The organism is Streptomyces sp. Je 1-332 (assembly GCF_040730185.1).
In the GTDB taxonomy this organism is placed as follows: Bacteria; Actinomycetota; Actinomycetes; order Streptomycetales; family Streptomycetaceae; genus Streptomyces.
Window position 1 is genome coordinate 8,230,353 of record NZ_CP160402.1, and the last position, 18,921, is coordinate 8,249,273.

General features: G+C 67.3%; 22 protein-coding genes and 3 pseudogenes. 13 read left to right on the top strand and 12 right to left on the bottom strand.

What is annotated here, in order from left to right:
• Positions 1–7: 7 nt before the first annotated feature.
• The 3 genes from ABXJ52_RS37280 to ABXJ52_RS37290 all read right to left on the bottom strand — a co-directional run bounded on the left by ABXJ52_RS37280 (position 8) and on the right by ABXJ52_RS37290 (position 2,594).
• On the bottom strand, positions 8–1,012 hold the full coding sequence (locus tag ABXJ52_RS37280; protein ID WP_367048640.1) for an SDR family NAD(P)-dependent oxidoreductase: 1,005 nt from the start codon (positions 1,010–1,012) through the stop codon (positions 8–10).
• A gap of 131 nt (positions 1,013–1,143) precedes the next feature.
• On the bottom strand, positions 1,144–1,953 hold the full coding sequence (locus ABXJ52_RS37285; protein ID WP_367048642.1) for a hypothetical protein: 810 nt from the start codon (positions 1,951–1,953) through the stop codon (positions 1,144–1,146).
• Between the two features lie 23 nt (positions 1,954–1,976).
• Complete coding sequence (locus ABXJ52_RS37290) at positions 1,977–2,594, bottom strand: ABC transporter ATP-binding protein (protein WP_367048644.1); 618 nt, start codon at positions 2,592–2,594, stop codon at positions 1,977–1,979.
• Positions 2,595–3,012: 418 nt separating this feature from the next.
• On the opposite strand from ABXJ52_RS37290, the gene ABXJ52_RS37295 reads away from it, so the two are divergent.
• Positions 3,013–3,372 carry a phosphatase PAP2 family protein gene (locus ABXJ52_RS37295; protein WP_367048646.1) on the top strand — a complete coding sequence of 120 codons (360 nt, stop codon included), beginning with the start codon at positions 3,013–3,015 and terminating at the stop codon, positions 3,370–3,372.
• A 351-nt stretch (positions 3,373–3,723) separates the two neighbouring features.
• A complete protein-coding gene (locus ABXJ52_RS37300; protein ID WP_367049499.1) occupies positions 3,724–3,915 on the top strand; it encodes a hypothetical protein in 192 nt (63 codons plus the stop codon).
• 90 nt (positions 3,916–4,005) lie between these two features.
• Here the strand turns inward: ABXJ52_RS37300 and ABXJ52_RS37305 are convergent.
• Both ABXJ52_RS37305 and recA read right to left on the bottom strand, forming a co-directional pair.
• Positions 4,006–4,506, bottom strand: a pseudogene (locus ABXJ52_RS37305) (hypothetical protein); the annotation flags it as partial.
• Complete coding sequence (recA, locus tag ABXJ52_RS37310) at positions 4,472–5,548, bottom strand: recombinase RecA (RefSeq protein WP_367048648.1); 1,077 nt, start codon at positions 5,546–5,548, stop codon at positions 4,472–4,474. The pseudogene ABXJ52_RS37305 and the gene recA, both read right to left, overlap by 35 nt.
• Before the next feature lie 540 nt (positions 5,549–6,088).
• Here recA and ABXJ52_RS37315 point away from each other — a divergent pair.
• Positions 6,089–6,187: pseudogene (locus ABXJ52_RS37315) on the top strand (threonine/serine dehydratase); the annotation flags it as partial.
• A gap of 101 nt (positions 6,188–6,288) precedes the next feature.
• On the opposite strand, the gene ABXJ52_RS37320 reads toward ABXJ52_RS37315, so the two are convergent.
• Positions 6,289–7,725, bottom strand: coding sequence for a S41 family peptidase (locus ABXJ52_RS37320; RefSeq protein WP_367048650.1), 1,437 nt, complete (start codon positions 7,723–7,725; stop codon positions 6,289–6,291).
• 379 nt (positions 7,726–8,104) lie between these two features.
• Positions 8,105–8,500: a DUF393 domain-containing protein gene (locus ABXJ52_RS37325; RefSeq protein WP_367048652.1), complete on the bottom strand. Its 396-nt coding sequence runs from the start codon at positions 8,498–8,500 to the stop codon at positions 8,105–8,107.
• Positions 8,501–8,831: 331 nt separating this feature from the next.
• Between ABXJ52_RS37325 and ABXJ52_RS37330 the strand changes: the two genes are divergently transcribed.
• On the top strand, positions 8,832–9,512 hold the full coding sequence (locus tag ABXJ52_RS37330; protein ID WP_367048654.1) for a dihydrofolate reductase family protein: 681 nt from the start codon (positions 8,832–8,834) through the stop codon (positions 9,510–9,512).
• Between the two features lie 260 nt (positions 9,513–9,772).
• On the opposite strand, the gene ABXJ52_RS37335 is transcribed toward ABXJ52_RS37330, so the two are convergent.
• Positions 9,773–9,961 (bottom strand): hypothetical protein, encoded by a 189-nt coding sequence (locus tag ABXJ52_RS37335; protein ID WP_367048655.1) that lies wholly within the window; start codon positions 9,959–9,961, stop codon positions 9,773–9,775.
• Positions 9,962–10,264: 303 nt separating this feature from the next.
• Here ABXJ52_RS37335 and ABXJ52_RS37340 point away from each other — a divergent pair, with 303 nt between their 5' ends.
• A complete protein-coding gene (locus ABXJ52_RS37340) occupies positions 10,265–10,945 on the top strand; it encodes a hypothetical protein (RefSeq protein WP_367048657.1) in 681 nt (226 codons plus the stop codon).
• Between the two features lie 95 nt (positions 10,946–11,040).
• On the opposite strand, the gene ABXJ52_RS37345 is transcribed toward ABXJ52_RS37340, so the two are convergent.
• Entirely contained in the window at positions 11,041–11,178 is a 138-nt protein-coding gene (locus tag ABXJ52_RS37345; RefSeq protein WP_367048659.1) for a hypothetical protein, read from the bottom strand.
• A 22-nt stretch (positions 11,179–11,200) separates the two neighbouring features.
• Between ABXJ52_RS37345 and ABXJ52_RS37350 the strand changes: the two genes are divergently transcribed.
• The 4 genes from ABXJ52_RS37350 to ABXJ52_RS37365 all read left to right on the top strand — a co-directional run bounded on the left by ABXJ52_RS37350 (position 11,201) and on the right by ABXJ52_RS37365 (position 12,730).
• A complete protein-coding gene (locus ABXJ52_RS37350; protein WP_367048661.1) occupies positions 11,201–11,410 on the top strand; it encodes a hypothetical protein in 210 nt (69 codons plus the stop codon).
• 181 nt (positions 11,411–11,591) lie between these two features.
• On the top strand, positions 11,592–11,924 hold the full coding sequence (locus ABXJ52_RS37355; protein ID WP_367048663.1) for an SMI1/KNR4 family protein: 333 nt from the start codon (positions 11,592–11,594) through the stop codon (positions 11,922–11,924).
• A 145-nt stretch (positions 11,925–12,069) separates the two neighbouring features.
• A complete protein-coding gene (locus ABXJ52_RS37360) occupies positions 12,070–12,303 on the top strand; it encodes a hypothetical protein (RefSeq protein ID WP_367048664.1) in 234 nt (77 codons plus the stop codon).
• A gap of 271 nt (positions 12,304–12,574) precedes the next feature.
• Positions 12,575–12,730, top strand: a complete 156-nt coding sequence (locus ABXJ52_RS37365; RefSeq protein ID WP_367048666.1) for a hypothetical protein — start codon at positions 12,575–12,577, stop codon at positions 12,728–12,730.
• Positions 12,731–13,084: 354 nt separating this feature from the next.
• Here ABXJ52_RS37365 and ABXJ52_RS37370 read toward each other — a convergent pair whose 3' ends face one another.
• Positions 13,085–13,285 (bottom strand): DUF1214 domain-containing protein, encoded by a 201-nt coding sequence (locus ABXJ52_RS37370; RefSeq protein WP_367049490.1) that lies wholly within the window; start codon positions 13,283–13,285, stop codon positions 13,085–13,087.
• Between the two features lie 272 nt (positions 13,286–13,557).
• On the opposite strand from ABXJ52_RS37370, the gene ABXJ52_RS37375 reads away from it, so the two are divergent.
• Positions 13,558–14,364 carry a lysozyme gene (locus ABXJ52_RS37375; RefSeq protein WP_367048668.1) on the top strand — a complete coding sequence of 269 codons (807 nt, stop codon included), beginning with the start codon at positions 13,558–13,560 and terminating at the stop codon, positions 14,362–14,364.
• A 1,812-nt stretch (positions 14,365–16,176) separates the two neighbouring features.
• Positions 16,177–16,377, top strand: coding sequence for a peptidoglycan-binding domain-containing protein (locus tag ABXJ52_RS37380; RefSeq protein WP_367048670.1), 201 nt, complete (start codon positions 16,177–16,179; stop codon positions 16,375–16,377).
• Between the two features lie 82 nt (positions 16,378–16,459).
• On the opposite strand, the gene ABXJ52_RS37385 is transcribed toward ABXJ52_RS37380, so the two are convergent.
• Together ABXJ52_RS37385 and ABXJ52_RS37390 are read right to left on the bottom strand one after the other, a co-directional pair.
• A complete protein-coding gene (locus ABXJ52_RS37385) occupies positions 16,460–16,930 on the bottom strand; it encodes a hypothetical protein (RefSeq protein WP_367048672.1) in 471 nt (156 codons plus the stop codon).
• Positions 16,931–16,943: 13 nt separating this feature from the next.
• Positions 16,944–17,024: pseudogene (locus ABXJ52_RS37390) on the bottom strand (GNAT family N-acetyltransferase); the annotation flags it as partial.
• A 375-nt stretch (positions 17,025–17,399) separates the two neighbouring features.
• On the opposite strand from ABXJ52_RS37390, the gene ABXJ52_RS37395 reads away from it, so the two are divergent.
• Positions 17,400–17,687, top strand: a complete 288-nt coding sequence (locus ABXJ52_RS37395) for a DUF6009 family protein (protein WP_367048673.1) — start codon at positions 17,400–17,402, stop codon at positions 17,685–17,687.
• Between the two features lie 11 nt (positions 17,688–17,698).
• Positions 17,699–18,754 (top strand): type II toxin-antitoxin system Phd/YefM family antitoxin, encoded by a 1,056-nt coding sequence (locus ABXJ52_RS37400; RefSeq protein WP_367048675.1) that lies wholly within the window; start codon positions 17,699–17,701, stop codon positions 18,752–18,754.
• Positions 18,755–18,921 lie beyond the last annotated feature (167 nt).

The following is an 18,921-nucleotide window of genomic DNA, read 5'->3' on the forward strand; positions in this document are numbered from 1 at the left end:
GCTCCTCTCACTTTCCCGGTCCTGCCGGGAGGGAGGGGAATGGACAGCCGGTCAGCTGTTGGGACAGCTGCCACAATCGCTCGGCAGCGCGCCTGGCGCACGCACGTCGGGCGGCTCGCACCAGCACGGGCGGGCCTGACCATTCCCAGCGGCCGCCTGGTCCGAAGAACTCACCCCCGGTGACGTGTGGCTCGGTGGCGGCCCTGAGCAGCGGCCATGCCGCCTGGGAAGGACAGTGCCACCGTGTCTGCATCCATTCCAGCAACCGCGCCTGGCGGTGCAGGCCAACGGCGTGCAGGGCGCTGGAGCCCAGGGAGGTATTCACCAGGCCGGGGTGGGCGGCGATCGCGCGCAGCGGCAGGTGGCGGGTGTGTGCCCATGTGGAAAGTCCGTGTGTGAACAGCAGGTTGGCGAGTTTGGAGTCGAAGTAGGCCATCCAGCGCTGGTAGATGCGCGGCCGGTGCGGCCGGAGAGGGTGGCAGCGGCCCAGCCAGTGCAGCACGGAGGAAACGTTGACTACCCGCGGCTGCGGCGTATTCAGCAGGGCGGGCAGCAGATGGCCGGTCAGCGCGAAATGGCCGAGGTGGTTCACGGCGAAGTGCATCTCGCAGCCCGCGGCGGAGTACGTACGAGGCAGTGCGGCCACACCGGCGTTGTTGACCAGAAGATCAAGTCTTCCTGCCACTAGCCCCGTGATCCGCTCGGCGGCCTCGGGGATCTGGCCCAGCTGAGACAGGTCGCATCCGGCGCTGTCGACCTGGGCTGCGGTGACTCGTTGGCGTACTGCTCTTGCTGCCGCCCGCCCGTGTGCCTCGGAGGGGCACAGGATGATCACATGTGCCCCGTGGCGGGCCAGGTGCTCGACCAGTGCGGCACCGATTCCGCGCGAGGAGCCCGTGACTACCGCGGTACGTCCGGAAAGATCGCCTGCCTGCGCGGGACTCCATCCGGTGTTCCCGGCGCGCCAGCGCCCCCACGGGCCGGGCAGGTCTGCGCTTCTTCCCTCACTCACCGTCGGCGCCCTCGCCTCGACGTCATGGTCGCTTGGTGCAACGACACCCGGGCCGAGCAGGCAACGGCCTCGCCCGTCCTGGGCGTGAGCGTGCCGCACCTGCCGGCCCAGCTCTCCCTCCGGCGGGCTCCTCAACCCAGCTCCGGCCCGGCGGGGCCCGGATCCGGGTGTACTCGCGGACCGAGACGCTGGGGGGAGATGAAGGCCGCCGGTCGGCTGTAGTGGCGGGTGCGCAGGCAGAAGATGACCAGGGCCAGGAGGCTGGTGGCGGCGAACCAGGGCAGTGCCCGGCCGGCGCAGGTGAGGGTGTGCGCAGGGGTGAAGGAAGCGGCCAGGGCAGCCTGTGCGGGCCCGTACAGTGGCAGGGCGCCCAGCAACGCCTGGTCTCCGGAAGGGTTTGAGACCGGGCTTTGCATGCCGACATCGACGAGCGTTGCCATCACCACGACGAAGAAGCCCTCGAGTTCACCGCGCAGCAGATAGCCGGCCATGATCCCCAGACCGCCGTAGGCAAGGATCGCCGCAGCCACTGCGGCCGCGACCGCATGAGGCTGGGCCAGCGGCCAGGACATCCACAGCAGACCGGTGGTGTAGCCGGTGAGCAACACCGTGATGATGAGCAGGGCAAGGATCTTGGCAGTCAGAAGTTGGAGGCGGGGGTAGCCCGCCAGGACCAGACGCAGATCCATGCTCCGGGCGTTGAAGGTCGCCATGAACATCATGAACCCGGCGATCACCGTGACAGCGTGCAGGGCGCTGGAGATCTGGATGGTGCGGTTCATCGACGCGGTCACCTCCATGCCCAAGTTGCTGGTGAACGCGATGTCTTTGTCCAGCGCGGTCGCCCGCACCACGTAGATCCACGTCGGGATGAAGAAGGCGATCATGCCCATCGCCAGACGGTTGCGCAGGTGGCCGGTCAGAGTGAAGCCGAGGGCCACGGTGAACGCCGTCCACTGATGCCTCACTGGTTTGCCCCCTCGTGCAGGCGGCCATCGCGCAGGTGGTGCACGGCGTCAAAGTGCTGCAGGTCGTGCAGCAGGTGCGAGACCACCACCACCGAACGCCCGAGGGAACGCAGCTGGACCGCCAACTGCCAAAAACGTTGGTGCGTATCCCAGTCGAAGCCCTGATAGGGCTCATCGAGGATCAGAAGCGGCGGGTCATGCATCAGTGCCAGGGTCAGGTTCAGTTTCTGCCGGGTCCCGCCGCTCAGCTCTCCCGCTCGCGTACGCCGCTCGGCACCGAAACCCAGCAGGTCCACCAGCTCCCATGCCTGGGTGAGGCGCGGTAGACGGTAGGCGACCTGGAACAAGCGCAGATGCTGGGCCACCGTCAGGGTGTCGTTGACCACTGCCTGCTGCGGGCAGTACCCCAGAGTGCCGAAACGCTGCACGCTGCCGCCATCCGGCATGAGTTGTCCCACGGCGATCCGCAGCAACGTGCTCTTGCCGGAGCCGTTCTCGCCCACCACGCCCGCGAGCATTCCCGCCGACACCGTGAAATCCGCGCCCCGCAACACTGCCCGCCGTCCGTACGCCTTGTGCACGGCCCTGATCCGCAGCCGTGTCTCTGATGCCATCTCGCTGTGTCCTTCGCCGTCTACCGCACCAGCAGTCTTCGCCAGGCCAACGCGGCCGGGGGCTCACGGACACGCAGGACAAGCGTGGTTGCAGCGATCGCCTGAAGGGGGAGACCCTGGAGATTGAGCGTGCACTTGGGACGCGCTGCCTCGTTCATCGACCGTGACGGTGATCATCGCTAGAACCGGCAGGACGAGAGTTGCGCGGCACCTGAGCCGGTACTTCGCTCCACCCTGCATGCCGGTCTTCGCCGGAGGTGCGGTCAGTTGGCGCCTCACCTGGCCCCACTACGAGGGCCTGTGGTGGGGACTGTGCGGCAGCGGCACTTGGGCCTTGCTGTCTGCGGCCGTGGCCTTCTCCGGTACACGCCTGCAGTGGTGGCCAGGCCCCGTCCCCTCCGAGCGACGGCCCCGGCTCATGTTGCTGGCTGCAAGCGTCATCACCGCAGCAGCCGTCTGGCTGGTCTGCGACACCCTTGGCGCTCCCGCCGCGCTCCTGGCGATGGGGTGCATGGCTCCGCTACTGGCAGCGCTGCTCTTTGCCTGCACCTACGCCGGCAACATCTCCCTGCACACCAGCTCGGCAGCCGCCAGCGTCACCCTCTTGACCCTGCGACTAGACCCGGCCTGGGCTCTGCTGTATCTCCTCGTCGCAGCCATCGGTTGGTCCCGCCTCCACTTGCGCGCCCACACGCCTGCCCAGGTCTTTGCCGGTGCCGCAGCGGGGGCCATGGTCTGCAGCACCATGCTCTACATCGCTCCGCTGGGCGCGCGCTAGGCTCTGCGGCCAATCCGAACCGGAGCGTATGACGCAACTTCGTGTGATCCCGCTGTAGAGCCCGCGCGCTCCGCGAAGCCGGTACCGCGAGTACATCCGCCGCTGGGTCGCCACCCTGCAGACCTACTGGCTGCACCGCTGGCAACCGCAAGATCTACCACCACTGAACCCGAGCACCGCCCGGGGCCCGGATCCCTGACAGCGATCCGCGCGCGCCCACGGTGAAGACCACAACGCCTCGTGTTCGTCCATGCCCGGGAATACCGCGCACCAGTTTTACGTACGCGGAACCAGCTGTCCGACTGAGGTCGCCGCCGCGGGCGTACCTTGCTTCGGCGCAGGCGGTGACCCGTGCGTACCCGCGGGCTGGCTGGTGTCACCATCGACGAAGCCTGCGCCGCCCACAGAACCGACCGGGCCGACTGGGCCAGCGAACAACGGCTGCGCGATCTCCCCGAACTTGCTGTACTCGACGCCGGACTCGGCCGGGAAGCGCACCCCGTAAATAGGCAGCACCACCGCCCGGACGCGGGGGCGTCTTGATGCGTGGCCAGCCGACCTCCGGCAACCCTTCATCCGTCTCGCTCGGCGGCACGCCAGCGCATGCTCGATCCGGCACCGCTGGTGCATCTCTGGCGGGCCCACCCCGTACATGGCCACCCGACCATCCGAGAGAACAATCCACCGATGCTCCGCCGGCACCCCGTATGCGCCAGCGGCTCCATGCCCGGCTCCAACATGTGCCAGTCGTTGTCCAGAGTCCGCACCCGCTCCTGCGGCAACCCGCCGTAGATGCACATGAACGTCTGCGCGCGGCCGAGATGCCGCGCCCCCTCGCTTGGTCCCATGCCGTGAGAGTGCTGGCCACCGCGGCATGCCGCACGGCCCGAACCGGACGGGGTATTTGCGGTGCGGGAATCCCCGCCCGGTACGCGAGTTGAACGGGGCATGGTTCCGGCCCGGGAGGGCTGGCTCGCTCGAACGCGCACGAGGGGGTTCTCGGCACGGAACAGGACGCGAGCGGATCCGGGCCGTAGCGCGCACCGCGATGCCGGACATGTTAGAAGCCTGGCCCCCGGCAGAGCCGCGTCCTTGCCTGTCAGGCTGGGTTTCCCACCGAGGCCCGGGCCGCATCAGGGGTTGGGACGGCCACCGTGTCCTCGGTGACAGCGGCTTTCGCCGGCACCCAGATCCCGAGTTTCTCGAGGATCTTCTTCTCGATCTCGTTGGCGAGATCGGGGTTGTCCTTCAGGAAGTTGCGGGCGTTCTCCTTGCCCTGGCCGAGCTGGTCGCCCTCGTACGTGTACCAGGCGCCCGCCTTGCGGACGAAGCCGTTCTCCACGCCCATGTCGATCAGGCCGCCCTCGCGGCTGATGCCCTGGCCGTAGAGGATGTCGAACTCGGCCTGCTTGAAGGGGGGCGCGACCTTGTTCTTGACGACCTTGACGCGGGTGCGGTTGCCGACCGCGTCCGTGCCGTCCTTCAGGGTCTCGATCCGGCGGATGTCGAGCCGCACCGAGGCGTAGAACTTCAGCGCGCGACCACCGGTCGTGGTCTCCGGCGAGCCGAACATCACGCCGATCTTCTCGCGCAGCTGGTTGATGAAGATAACCGTCGTCTTCGTCTGACTGAGCGCGCTGGTGATCTTTCGGAGGGCCTGGCTCATCAGGCGGGCCTGCAGTCCCATGTGGGAGTCGCCCATCTCACCCTCGATCTCGGCGCGTGGCACCAGGGCCGCGACGGAGTCGATCACGATCAAGTCGAGCGCGCCGGAGCGGATCAGGATGTCGGCGATCTCCAGTGCCTGCTCGCCGTTGTCCGGCTGGGACAGGATGAGATTGTCGGTGTCGACGCCGAGCTTCTTGCCGTACTCCGGGTCCAGGGCGTGCTCGGCGTCGATGAACGCCACCGAGCCGCCGGCCTTCTGCGCGTTCGCCACCGCGTGCAACGTCAGCGTCGTCTTACCGGAGGACTCCGGCCCGTACACCTCCACCACACGGCCGCGGGGCAGACCGCCCACACCAAGAGCCACGTCCAGCGCGGTCGATCCGGTAGGGATCACCTCCATGGGCTCATTGGGCCGCTCGCCGAGGCGCATGACCGCACCCCGGCCAAATTTCCGCTCGATCTGTGCGAGCGTGATGTCCAGCGCGTTTTCGTGCTCGGTTCCTGCCATGAGCTTTCACCCGGTCCGATTGTGTGGCACGCCGCACGTCGGAAGACGTGAGCGTCTACTGCCGACAACGGACGTCTCGGAGATCCCAGTAAACGAACATCCGATCGATTTGCGTGTCCATCGAAAGGTACCGCACCGCAGGGAAGCGGGACGGGACGCGCACCGAACCGCTCCGGCGGCAGACCGCGCCGCAGCCCGATTCCCCTCCCGGAACCACGGCGCCGTCGTACGTCGTCACTGCCTCCGAGAATGCGCTGCACCGACTTCGCGACGTATGACGGCGGCGCGTCAGGCGTTGTCGACCCTGTTCAAACGAGCCTTCGGGCTGCCTGGGTGTGCCCGCGCGCCAGGAATCGGTGCCCGGGGTCGCCGGCCTCGTAAGGGGTTGTTCACGGCGCGGGGTGCTGTGGCCAAGTTGCTGGCGATGACCGTTTAACCCCGCGCGGCCGGCGTGGTCGAGGAGTCCGGCGGCAACCATAGTGTCGCCGTGGCAGAGAAGTCGGCCGCCTCGCCGCCGCCAACGGTGGACCGACCGGCGTCGTGGTCTCGGTCGGCGGCGGTGGTCTGTTCGCCGGGGTGGCCGCGGCGCAGCGGGCGCCTCGGTCGGGCCTGCGCGTGTGGGGTGTGGAGACCATCGGCGCCGCCGCGATGCCCCGGGCGCTGGTCTGCGGCGGGCCGGTCCAGATGGATCTGGACTCATGTATCAGCAACCGGTCAAGATCACCTGTCAGCTCGAACCTTTACGACACCAACTCCGAGGCCGCGGGTCCAGGTTGTCTCCGGGAGGGGCCGTCCTGGTCCCGCAGGATCTTCACGGCCCGGTCGAAGGCCGAGTCCTTGTTCTGGTCGAACTCCTCCGTGGTGAAGACCGGCTCGGTGAGGTGCGGCGGGATACCCGCGCCGTCGAAGGTCCTGCCCGACCGGGTCAGCAGCTCCTCGTTCGGCAGCCAGACCGACATGCCGTTGGGGAGCTTGCGCACCATGACGTCCGAGAAGACGCCCTGCGTGGGCTGCCCGATCCGCGCGGTCCGGCCGGGCCGGTCCATGAGGGCCTGGGTGAAGGTCTCTCCCGCACTGACGGTCGAGCCGCCGGTCAGTACGGCGACCGGTCCGGTGTAGCGGGGGGCCTGGGAGGGCGTGACGTACAGGGGCTGGGGGCGTGTGTGACGCGTGGGGTCCGCGGGATCGTTGCGGGCTCGCTTGGAGTAGGCGAGGTAAGGGGTGTCGGTCAGCCGCCCGGCGACGTGGAGCCCCATGGCATCGGAGCCGCCGCCGTTGATCCGCAGGTCGATGACCAGGCCCTTCAGGTGACGGGTGCGTTCCTGGCCGAGGATCGTGTCCAGCGCCTTGTCGAGCTCGGCCAGCTCGGCGGCGTAGGAGGCCTCGCCACCCGCGTAACCGCCGAAGCCGGAGATCCGCAAGTAGCCCTGTCCGCCGGGGAGGTCGGCGTAGGTGATCCGCCCGGCGGCGAAGTCCTTGAGGTTCCGGGCGTTCTTGAGGTCACGCTCCACAATGAACTTCTTGACCTTGGCGTCGAGCTTCCCATCGGGCCGGACGGTGCCTGGGCGGACCCGCGCGAACGCCCGGTCAGGGTCGCCGTCGCCGTCGCCGTCGACGTCCCAGACGGCGACGTGGGCGTCGTGGAGCGGCTCGACCATCTTGCTGAAGACGGCGAAGAGTTCGTCCGGGGTCGTCCCTTCGTGGACGGTGGGCCGGTACCGGTCGCGTACGGCGTGCCAGTCGACGCCCTTGGCGGCGAAGAAGGGATAGTTCTCCTCGAATGACTGCCAGAAGACGTCGAAGGATGCGAGCGGGCCCCGGGCGGCGGAACGCGTGCAGGTGTCGGGCAGTTCGGTCATCCGGCGAAGGTTCCGTTCGCCGACATCGCTGTCCAGCCGTACGGAAGCGCGGTCGTGGCCCCCGCGGGTGCGCACGGTGAGGACGGTGCCTCCAGGCGTGGTGTAGGCGCCGGAGCCGCTCCGTTGCGCGGTGTCGCCCGCGATGCAGCTGACGGCGGTGGTCTGGTACTCCTGCAGGGTTCCGTTCCGGATGGACAGCACGGTGCCGTAGCCATCGGTGCGCCAGATTCCGTCTGTGGCCGGCTGGTGGGTGATGGCGGCCGGCGTGGCTGTGCCCAAGAGGGCCAGGGCGACGGTGGCGGCCGTAACGATGCGCACGATCTTGCCTTCTCTGTAGGCGACTTGCTGGGTACCGCCCCACCGTCGCCGAGACAAGATCTACCGGGCCATCCGGCTGGCCGGTCGATCGGGGGTGGGGCCAGCCCCCGCAACCCGGGCCCCATGCTGTCAGTGTCAGTGTCAGTGTCTGTGGGCTCTGGCTTACTTTTCGTGGAGGGTTGATTGACCGTAATGTCGGCCTCCTGTGGCCAGCGGTGAGAGGCTGACGTGAGCCAGTACTACGACTTGGGCGACCGAACCCTGTGGAACCCGTCCAAGGACAGGGTGTTCCCGCCCGACTCCGCCGACAACGGCAGCAGCTGTCAGGCGGGGAGGGGTAACGCGGACTGTGGTGAGGGCCCGGGCCGTCCGGCGTGCCTCAAGGCTGCTGTTCTTCCGGTCGGCGTCCGGGTACCGCACACGCGGCCGCCCCGCCGGGCATGCGATGTCGGTTGGCCGCCACTAGTCGGTAGACACCGTGGGCGGCCCATCGCATGGGAGGCAGCATCAACGACGCGCCCAGCAGTGACCATCCACGGCCTGCGCTCAGCAGGGCCTTCGCGACAGCCTGCGCACCTCCGTACACCGTGCCCGCCGGGGTCACCCAGAGCACCTCGTACTGGGCACGCTCTCGAGCGACGCCGAGCTTGTCCAGGTCAGCGAACTGCCACGGAACCACGTCACAACGAGGCCGGACACGGCGCTCAGCGAACCTCACCGAGGTGGTGCAGAAACCGCAGTCCCCATCGAAGACGAGCACAGGCTGACTCAACATGACTCCATCATGACGCGCTCGGCACCACCCCACGACTACCGGGCTCTCGGCTGATTGTGTAGATGACACCCCCGGGTGGCGTTGGTAGCGGCCCGCGGCAACCGGCGCTCGCGCGGTGCTGGCGTGCCCATGGACGGAGGGCTGCGTGCGTTGCGGAGTCCGCAACGTGCTGCTCTCCGCGGGCGAAGTCACCTGGAGGGTTCATCCCCAGCGCGTGGAAGCAGGAGCCTGCATCCGTATGAGCGAGTCAGGATCAGGACATCCCGGTCGGGAGGCGTGTCATGGGAGAGGAGCCCCCGCGCCGCCAGACGCTGAGTCATATCCTCAGAGCATGCCAGCAGATGCGTCTCGCAGCCCACGTCGCCCCTATGTCGTAGCGCATACCGCCATCTCCCTAGAAGGCGCGACCACGGGCTTCCCGCCGAACGTGGGCCGCTTCTACGAGCTGGCTGCCACCTGGAACGAGGACATCACTCTGGCCGGGGCCGACACCATCCTCGCCCAGGAGCAGACGCTGGCAGCAGCTTCGCGCCCCGGACCTGCCGCGGATGGACCGCTCCTGGCCGTCGTGGACGGCAAAGGACGCATCCGGCAGTGGCAGGCGCTGCGCGACGTCGGGCACTGGTCGAATGTCATTGCCCTGTATGCGCAGTCCACCCCACCACGGCCCCCATCCTCGACCGTGCCCGAACTTGTCTCCGGGACCGAGCGAGTCGATCTGGCCGAGGCTATCAGCGAACTCGGGCGTCGTGAGGGTGCCGAGGTCGTACGTGTGGACAGCGGCGGTTCCCTCACCGGCGCGCTGCTGGAGGCAGGATTGCTGGACGAAGTGAGCCTGCTTATTCATCCTTGCCTCGCCGGTTCACGAGTTCGACATCCCTGGTACGGATCGGCGCCCTACCTTGCCGACGCGCTGGAGCTCGTCGAGAGCCAATCCTTCGATGATGGCCTCGTCTGGTTGCGCTACCGCACCGCAGGTCAGCCCGCCGCGGACCATCCGAAATCGCCATGACGACCGCGAAGCACCGCTGTTCCACTGCGTGCGTTCCTTTGGCCCAACGTCGCTCACCTGCAAGGCGACCAGTTGCCGAGGATCGAAGCGGCCGACTCCACTGCGGACTTGCCCAGCCTCCGGAACTTCGCACAGCACCTTGAACGCGATCATCGACGCCGTCATCGCGGACCTCACGATTCCCTGCAACTCCGGGTGTTCGGTCGTGCAGGACTCGAACCCCTCCGCAAGCGGGTCCTGTTCTACGAATAGGGGTCAGGTCAGGAGTCTTCCTCAACGAGGCCGCACCCCTCAGGGCAGCCCGCCAGGAATTCGTGACGCGATGGGGCCGCCTCCTCCGCGGCCATCGAACCGAGCAGGTCGATGAACTCGATTCGCTGCTCGCTCGACAGCTGTGTCACCAGATGGGCAACACCCTCCAGCACCTTGACCGCGTCATCCCGGTCCATCTGCTCGTCCTCGCAAACCCCTCAACGAGCCAGAGAACATTGATCAAAGTCCGCGCCAGAGCACGGGTCAGCGACGAGTACGCAGGATCATGATCGGCGAGTGGGTCCTTTCCGGTCTCTGTCGCAGCAAGCAGCTGATCTACGGATAGGCACCAGAAGGCCTCCGGGTGCGCTGCGGATGCGCGACTGAACCAGTCGCCCGAGCTGACAGCCGGCCTTCCCCCTGGGCGGGCTATCCGGTAGGTGGCCGGTGGGACAGACTGGCCCGGCCTGGGCACGCGACTACCACTTGGAGCACGTCGGATGAGTAGCAACGTACTGACCTTTTACGGCGGGCCGAGAAGAATCGACGGCCAGGGCCAGTCGAAAGTAGCGGACATGGTCAGTTTCTCCGACACGTCAGGACCGGCACCGTCGGCCGTGTACGTGGAACGCGAACTGCCGCCAGGAGGCACGTCCGCGTACCTCGCGGCCCGGCGCAGTGGGGCCCGTTCTTTCACCCTGTGGACCGACGATCAACGCCGGGCACGGGTGGCCACCGTGGTGACCCTGTCGGCCGGCGCCGGTGTCGCGAGGTTTCAGGTGCTCGGCGCGCACGGCGAGGTCATTGGCACGCTCATGCGCGAGAAGGCACTCCGCGGCAGGCGCCTGCGTACCCGCTGGACCGTGCACCAGCCCGGCGGTTCCGAAGCGGTCGGCTTCAAGGGGAGGATCGTGTGGTGGTGGATGTGGTGGCTCTTGCTGCCCCTGATGACGGTGGTCCTCCTGATCAGTGTCTTTGACAGCGTTCCTGGCAACGAGGGTGGCTTCGCACGCGCACCCCGGCGCATCCGGTGGCGCGCGAACGGGCAGGTCCCGCTGGAGTTCAGATCCAAGGGCGACAAACTGCACGTACACGCACCTGGTGTGGACTGGCGGCTGGCGGCCGCGCTGATCGCCCTCCTGCGCAGCTTCAACGCCGGCGCGTGGGACTCGGTGAAGTAGCGACCCGGGGGACGACGCTCCGGCGCGGTGTGCGCTGTGGTGGCGGCCACTGGTGTTCCGGGGCCGCGCACGGTAGAACGGGGCTTCATGTCTGATCAGTGGCCGGCCCAACACCCGGCGCCAAGGCCCTTGCCCGGCACGCCCGGCGGGTACGGGCCGCCGCGGTTCCAGGAGGTCAGCGCCGTGTACCGCCGTTGGGCCGGTGTCTTGCTCTGGCTCGCGATCGCTGTCACGGGTCTCATGGTGACCGCTTTCGTGGCCAGCATCGTCTTCCTGGTGAATGCGGACGGGGACGACGCCGCCTACGGCTACCTCGCGCTCTTCCTCTGGCTTGGGATCGCCGCTGCGATTCCGGTGCTGCTGGCGCTCGGTATCCCCGCAATCGTCATGAAGCGGCGTGTACGGCAGCAGGAGCGGCTGGGTCGCGATGCCGTGTACCGAGGGCGCAAAGCCGGCGAACGGTAAGCGAGCGGGCCGGCACCGACGTCGTCGAGGCCGCCGCCGCGTAGATGTCCCACGCCCATAGTGGCGTAATTCCACCTTAAACATGCCTAGGCGGCTCAGCCGTTGTGGGGCCCAACGTCATCTCGAGAATCCCAACGGAGGCTGTGCGGAACCGCATCCTGTGAGCTGCGCATGGTCGCGCATGGAATCTTGGCTCCGAAACTGCGCGCCAGGCACCCACCACGCCCTGCCGCCACCTGCTACGCGCAGAGAGATCGCTGCGGCAGAGCAGCACCTTGGATTCAGCCTTCCCGAGCAGTTGGCTGAATCCCTGCTGTGCCATAACGGGAGCGATCCGACGCGTCTTCCACCTGTGTACGCGCTGCTGAGTGCAGAGGCGATCGTGAGGCATCAGCAGCTGCAGGTCGAACTCGAACACGAGACAAGGGCGGAGTACCTCGCGCATGGCATACCGCTCGAAATCGATGGTCAGTACGCGCGATGGCACCCCGGGTGGCTTCCGTCCAACCCCTGAACGGACATATGCGGGTCCTCGGAGATGACGGTGGTCTGCGGTGGGACAGCACTACCTAAGCGTGTCGTTTAAGGTCCGACGTCGAACAGGGGCCTCACCCAGGGGCAGATCGATGTGGCCCGGCTGCGCCGCTGCGCTGGCTTCAATGCCGTTGCCGAGGGCCGAGGATGATCGGATCGTGCCGGCCGCGGACGTCTCGCCGTGGCCGAGGCCGGACGCCAACACCTGTGCTGCCCGGACCTTCTGTCGCATGTTCGGCCGAGGTGAGGGCGAACACCAGATGATTCCGGGCTGGCCGTACTCCGGCGCCCACGGGGTCGAAGAGACCACGGTGAAGTCGCGCTCCGATGCAGGCGCCAGCAGCATCCCCGAGATGTGAATGCCCACACTTCGACACGGTCACGGTCACGGCCACGGTCTGTGGCTACCAGTATCCACTCCACCGTGCCTGTGAGGAGATGACCTGCGCCTGCATATGCCGCCAGGAGGGGGGCACAAGGAGTTTCGACGACGGAGGTCCAACGGCCTCAGGGCACGTGGCTGCCGACGTTCACCGAACCACGATCATGCACCAGTTGGCCAGAGGGTGCTGCGAGTCCTGTACGGCAAGGGCCGCACCCACCGAAGAGACTTGAAGATCGGAACCCGAAATGATTGTCCTTGGCGCCATTTTGCTCATCATCGGCCTGCTGGCCGGTGTCTCTTTGCTGACGACTATCGGCGGTGTGCTCGTCCTCGTCGGGGCGGTTTTGTGGATCCTCGGCGCGACTGGACGCAAGGTCGGCGGGCGTAAGCACTTCTTCTAGGAGCTGGAACCGTATTTACCGTCACGCAGTGACAGGAGTGTATGGGTCCCATTGACCCTGCCCATTGTGTGACCCGGGGCCCGAGGAATTGATTTTCCTACGGGCCCCGTCGGCATGCTCTGTTCTCGTGTGCCGGTGCGAGGATGACGGAAGGCCCCTCTTGCTGCCTGTGGTCGATTCGCCCAACTCAACGGCCTCGCCCAGGGAACCCTTGTCGCCACCGACCAGATGCTGGGCGAGGGGCTGTCGCCGGGCCTGCTGGCCGTCTCGTCGGTACTGCCGGATGAGGGGGAGGGGGAGGGAGAGCGGGCTGATGGTGATGCCGACGGTCGAGGCTGCGTCTGGCCGATGGCGTCACCCACGAACGGTCTTCTCCGCACCGTCCGAGCCGCCCGCCACGGAGAGCGTCGGCATCGTCCAACTGCCGTCCAGGACCGAGGCATCCGCGCCATAGACGCGGATGGCGACGGTGAAGGGGCCCTCTGGCGCGGGCAGCCAGTTCGCCGCCTGCTTCGGGACGGACGGGGACTCCTTCTGGACGTGACTCGTGAAGATTCATCGCCCCAGTGTTCGCTAGCCGCTGCTCAAACTGGTCGCAAACGCTGTTGCTGAAGGTGAACAAAGCCGCAGGCTAGCTCTCATCGATGATTCTGTGCCACGTCTTCTCGGCCGTTCCGGACTGCGGGCCACCGTGCACCGTAGGGCGTATCGGGTGACGCGCGCGGCGCTCATCGCGCGCCTGACGGTGTGTTGCTTCTGCCTTCACGCAGGCTGACCGTGAGCCTAGGAGGCGTCTCATGTCTTTGTCCGCCTGTGCACCTCGCCGGATGCCGGCTGTCCTAGCCGTTCTGGGCGTGGGTATTCCGGTTCTTGCTCTCGTGTTGTCGGGTACGGCGGGTGCTGTTCCTGGTGCGCCTGAGCCCTCTCATCCTGAGGATGACTTCGCCGGCTCGCAGATCCTCAAGCATGAGGGTATGAGCAAGAGCGGCGTCGCACCCCCGGCCACCCGGGGGACGGAGGGGGTCGACGTCAGCAGTCATCAGCGCAACGTCGCATGGGCACCGCTGTGGAAGTCCGGGGTGAGGTTCGCCTACATCAAGGCGACGGAGTCCAAGAGTTACAAGAACCCGTTCTTCGCCCAGCAGTACAACGGGGCTTACAAGACCGGCATCATCCGGGGCGCCTACCACTTCGCCACCCCCAACACCTCCAACGGCGCCACCCAGGCCCGATACTTCCTCGCTCACGGCGGTGGCTGGTCCAAGGACGGCAAAACCCTCCCCGGCGCTCTCGACATGGAGTACAACCCCTACGGTGCCACCTGCTACGGACTGAGCCACCAGGGCATGGTCAACTGGGTCAGGGACTTCTTCAGAACGTACAAGGCGAAGACCGGCCGGGATGTCGTGCTGTACACCTCCACCAGCTGGTGGAAGACCTGTACCGGGAACTACTCCGGGTTCAGTAAGACCAACCCCCTGTGGGTACCGCGCTACGGTTCGTCCGTCGGAGCCCTGCCTGGGGGCTGGAAATACCAGACCGTGTGGCAGTACACCTCCACAGGAGCGATGGTCGGCGACCACAACCGGTTCAACGGGAGTCTGGACCGTGTGAAGGCTTTCGCGAACGGCTGACCGGCGTCCTGGCATTACACATTGACCACTTCATGAATGGCCTTGCGCTCGACACTCCTCCCGCGCACGGCGGCTAGATGAGCAGCAGCCGGTGGCGCAGCATGGTCGTCGACCGACGCGCCTCACCCTCCCGTAGACCCGGCCCGGACTGACCGTACAAACCACTTGGCCTGCACGGCCGCTTACAGCGCGCCGTGCCTGCTGGCATCGCGCCCGGCGTGGCCCTACCACCACCAACACCACCGGCCGAGGTCGAACGCAGTCGTCCTCACGTCTGCACTGCGGGGCTGCTCTGGTCGAGGAAGATACGTATGAGCTGCGCGGAGCTCCATCGGCAGGCCCAGTGAGTGGTTGACGTGGTCCAGTCGGGAGATCGCGGTAGTGAGTCCGCTGCGGTTGCCGGCGGCTGCTTCGACCTGGAACCAGTCGCGGTGGAGAACACAGATAGCGACGGTGTGTCCAGTGCTCACGATGCGCATCCTGATCTCCAGTTGCAGTGGTTCGCTCCAGGGCAGGGGCTGCGCGCCGAACGGCTGTCCGCGGACCTGGCCCAGCGGCCTTCTCCAGCCGGGTGAGCCCGGCAGGCCGTGGGGGAGTGCTGCTTCGACGGTCTCCTGGAAGCGGTGCCAGTCGCAGCAATTCTTGTCGGAAAGCGCATAGGGGTCGGACTTGATGGCGCGGCGCGGTACATAGGAGCTGCTGTCGCCGTCCTGCCGATGCTGCGGCGCAGCCCGCCCAGGCGCGCGTTGAGTATGTCGCTCGAACAGGGCCTGGCCGGGTCCATGTCCGCGCACAGACTGGCGGTGCTGCGTCCGCTCTTCAGGTGCAGTTAGCGCGGCCAGTTGCGACTCGCGGGTGTCATGGCGGGAGGCTGCGACTCCCGTGATTGCAACCGGGCCGAGAACCCGGATCTGAACAGGCCCACGAGGTGGGTGACTCGCAACGTGCGGGCCTGCGTGGCGAGCGATAGGTGCGCAACCGATCGGCCGTCGGTCGCGAAGCGTAGGGCAGCCAGGTGTGCAGCGTCGCCTGCGCGCGCAGGCAGCTAAGCGCCCCCTCATACCCAGCGGATACAAGAGTGACCTGGCACCGCGCCGCGACGCCGACCGCGCGGTGGCCGGTTCGTCCGTGAGGAGCGGGCGTGCGACGCGCTGGGGCTTAGCTGGCCCTGAGTCATCAATCAACGCAGCCTTAAGGATCACGGTTCGAGGTCGGCAACGGGGGAGTGGCGCCGCACGGACGTCTACGTTCGATCTTGTGAGTTACCAAGCAGCCGTCCCAGACCCGTCCATGTACCCCGCGCTCTCCTCCTACCTGACGCAGACTTCGACGCGCGCGTCGGAACGACATTCGTGTACGGCGGTGGGGGCGTCGCGCCCGGGGGACGGGCCGACACACGTGGCGCCCACCCCGGGCAGGAAGGGAAAGGGACACCACCGCGCGGCCGTTTCCAAAGACCGACGGCCTCAGTCCCGCCCTCATGCCCGCCATGGCGCGATCAAGCCCAGACGGGGCTTCCCGCCGCTCTCCTTCGGCTATGCGTCCGCGGCGCTGCTCGTCCTCACCGCCGGGCTCCTGGCCCAGTCCCAACGTCACCCGGCCCCCGCCAGTCCGCACGCCGCGCCTCCCGCGCGGCAAGGGCACGCTCCCGGTCACAAGTCTTCGCCCGTCCCCGACAAGGCACCCTCCGCGCCCGCCTCGCCCAGCAAGCCCGCTCCACACCCAAGGCTCCCGGGGAGTGCCGAGCACGACGCCCCGCCTGCCCGCTCGAGTCAGGCAGCCGACAGCGCAGCCGCGTCGAGCGTGCTGCACGTGGGCAGCACAGGCACCTCGGTCCGGCAGTTGCAGGAGCAGTTGGGCCGACTACGCCTCTACACCGGCCCCGTGGACGGCTACTACAGTCACGACGTCGCGGCCGCTGTCGCGCGCATGCAACAGGCACGCGCCATCAACGAACCTCTCGGCGTCTACGGCCCGGACACCCGCAACGCCATCAGCACCGCGGCGATGTAACGCTGGCTGCCCTGTGCCAGGGCGGCGAGTACTTGCCCGAGAAGCCTCCGCTGAACGCTCCATCCATCGAAGTGGGGTTGATTCAGCCGGACATGGCGCAGCGGCCGCACTTCTCCTTCCAGGTCGGAGCGGCTACCGTGCGGACATCGTCGTACAGGTGCCATTCGCCCTGCTCTACCCGGGGGGCATAGGTCCGTATGCGGTCGTTGCCGGTGTCGACCTCGTTCATGCCTCCTGTGCCGATGTGCATGCCGCCGGAGTTGTAGGTGGAGGCATAGGCGAACTCGGATGCGCTGTAGAGGCAGGAGAGGGAGTTCCACGAGCAATTCGAAGGTCTCTGGGAGAACATCCGCAAGCGCCGCTCGACCGTCGCAATCGCGGGGCCGGACCCGGTGGTGAAGGCGGAAGGCGCGTTCGCCGACGACGTCAGGTCCTTCAGAAACGACGTCGTACACCGCCGCAAGGGACACCTGTTCACGAGAAGCACCGCTTCGAACGGCGCCTGGACTTCTTCACCGAGGCGGCACGTACAGCGCTGGAGGATGAAGGCCACTCATCCGGGGCCCCTAGCGCAACGGCAGCTCCGTAAGCATGACGGCATAGACCGGGGAGTCGGGGAAGGGCTGAGGCTCCCCAACTTTCCGGAAGCGCGGTCGACGGCGCCTGTAGCGCGATCTTCTCGGCGGATCGGTCGCCGATGCTGCATGTTGCTGGCTACGCTTCTGGTGGGGCCGGGCGCCGGTGCGAGTCCTACTGCGCCAACAGGGGGGGGCAGGTGGACGATATGGCCGTAGGGCGTGATGATTGTCGTCGCTTGTCGAGGGTCAGCGATCCTGCGCAGGCGCCACCGGTCTGACCTGGGGCTGTGCAGGTTGGCTCGAGTGGGTTGGAGCGTGCTGGCTCACCGAATCTGCGCAGAGGTCGGCGCACGCCTGTTGTGAGTTGGTGGGGTGGCGGCAGTGGGTTTGCCAGCAGGACATGGCGAAGCGTCAGCCGCGGTTGCCTACGCGGACCACGACCGGGTGCAGCACCACACATACAAATGCGGGCTCTGTCGGTGGAATGGCTACCGCCTTGCCTCTACGACGCACGCGTGGTCGGCTACTCACGCCCTGAGCACCGGCGCCGAGCCCGACTCGGACAGCGGCCTGTACCGACAGCGGGTCTTCTTCCCGCTCCTACACGACCGCGACAGGCTGCCCACTGGCCTCTACCAAGAAGCCTCTATGGGGGTTCCTCAGGTGGACCGGGTGGATGTGCCGTCCAGGGCACCGTACCCCTCGGCCCGGCCGCCGCCTCGCCACACGTAATGTCCCCTCGCATGGACCACGTTGAACTAAGCGATGCCATAGCGGACTTCGCGAGTCTGATCGGCCGCGTCGAGGAGACCGGCGAGCGGATGTGCATCATCGATGGCGGCGAGCCGACGAGTGTGCTCCTCCCCGCGGCCGAACTCGCCGAGCTGGAACACTTCGCCCAACGAGCCCCCAGCGGCGCGCGGCACCGGCCCAGATCCAGATCGGGGCAGGGGCACCCGTTCGGCCCGGACCCGCAGGGCCCGTACATCCGCTACGTGCACGCTGACGGGGGGAGGATGACCTTCGTACGAGACCGGGTGGTCGTGGCCGAGCTGAGGTCGGTGGAGGAGATCGACTGGCTGGAGGACAGGGCGCGCACGGCCCGCCAGAGCTACATGCCCCCGAAGCAGGCGGACGCGTTCGAGGAGTTCCTCGCCCGCCAGGGCCCGGTGGGCGACGGCGTGGCGTGGATCGCCAGCAGTTGGCGGAACCAAGAACCCTTCACGGAAATCGTGTTCATCAAGGGACCGACCGCCGAGGATGTGGCCCTCGCCTACGGGGCCGACGCGCAGGACGTCGCCGACGGGCTGCTGCTCCGCCAGGTCGAGGAGCAAGACGCGCGGGAGGGTACCGACAACCTCACTCGCGTGCTGGCCTTCGGGGAGGAGAACGGCTGGACGTGGCTGGGCTACCACGACTTCGACCATGCCTTCTCGCGTTCCCTCGAGCCGCCACCCGAGCAGCAGATCACGCTCAGCGCGACCATGGCCAAGGCCATCTACGACTTCAGCTACTTCGAGGACGGTGCGTACCAGAACCCCTTCCCGATCGAGGACGGTGCCACAGACCGGCGGGACATGTATGAACTCATCTGGTACACCCCGGGCAAGGCGCCGTTCGCCCCGGAAGCGCCGCTGTCCTTCCTCAACCTCCACCTCCGCATCGCGGAGAAGGCAGGCAACTGGAGGGACAACATCGCGCTGTTCTTCGAAGGCCTGGAACGGGCCTTCGGCCTCGCCCTGCCCCGGGACGCGATCACCTCCGGGAACGTACGCTGCGCCCGTCCGGCCCGCCGCTGACCAGGGGCGGACAGCGGCGGGGAATCGGCTGCACACGCACTGCTTGCTTGTGGGCACACCCATGCAACTGCGCTGATGAAATCCCCGGGTCTTCGCTGTCCGCCGGCCGCCAAGTAGCTTCTTCCCGCCCTCTGGAGCTCCTGTACGTCGTCTGGCTACCTCAGCCG

Excerpts from the sequence above, each read along its gene's own strand:
- ABXJ52_RS37375 (WP_367048668.1), top strand. The coding sequence starts at position 13,558 with ATGCCGGCTGTCCTAGCCGTTCTGGGCGTGGGTATTCCGGTTCTTGCT.
- ABXJ52_RS37400 (WP_367048675.1), top strand. The coding sequence starts at position 17,699 with ATGGACCACGTTGAACTAAGCGATGCCATAGCGGACTTCGCGAGTCTG.
- ABXJ52_RS37325 (WP_367048652.1), bottom strand. The coding sequence starts at position 8,500 with ATGTTGAGTCAGCCTGTGCTCGTCTTCGATGGGGACTGCGGTTTCTGC.
- ABXJ52_RS37290 (WP_367048644.1), bottom strand. The coding sequence starts at position 2,594 with ATGGCATCAGAGACACGGCTGCGGATCAGGGCCGTGCACAAGGCGTAC.
- ABXJ52_RS37360 (WP_367048664.1), top strand. The coding sequence starts at position 12,070 with ATGCCGTTGCCGAGGGCCGAGGATGATCGGATCGTGCCGGCCGCGGAC.
- ABXJ52_RS37355 (WP_367048663.1), top strand. The coding sequence starts at position 11,592 with ATGGAATCTTGGCTCCGAAACTGCGCGCCAGGCACCCACCACGCCCTG.
- ABXJ52_RS37365 (WP_367048666.1), top strand. The coding sequence starts at position 12,575 with ATGATTGTCCTTGGCGCCATTTTGCTCATCATCGGCCTGCTGGCCGGT.
- ABXJ52_RS37340 (WP_367048657.1), top strand. The coding sequence starts at position 10,265 with ATGAGTAGCAACGTACTGACCTTTTACGGCGGGCCGAGAAGAATCGAC.
- ABXJ52_RS37330 (WP_367048654.1), top strand. The coding sequence starts at position 8,832 with ATGCCAGCAGATGCGTCTCGCAGCCCACGTCGCCCCTATGTCGTAGCG.
- ABXJ52_RS37295 (WP_367048646.1), top strand. The coding sequence starts at position 3,013 with ATGTTGCTGGCTGCAAGCGTCATCACCGCAGCAGCCGTCTGGCTGGTC.
- recA (WP_367048648.1), bottom strand. The coding sequence starts at position 5,548 with ATGGCAGGAACCGAGCACGAAAACGCGCTGGACATCACGCTCGCACAG.
- ABXJ52_RS37335 (WP_367048655.1), bottom strand. The coding sequence starts at position 9,961 with ATGGACCGGGATGACGCGGTCAAGGTGCTGGAGGGTGTTGCCCATCTG.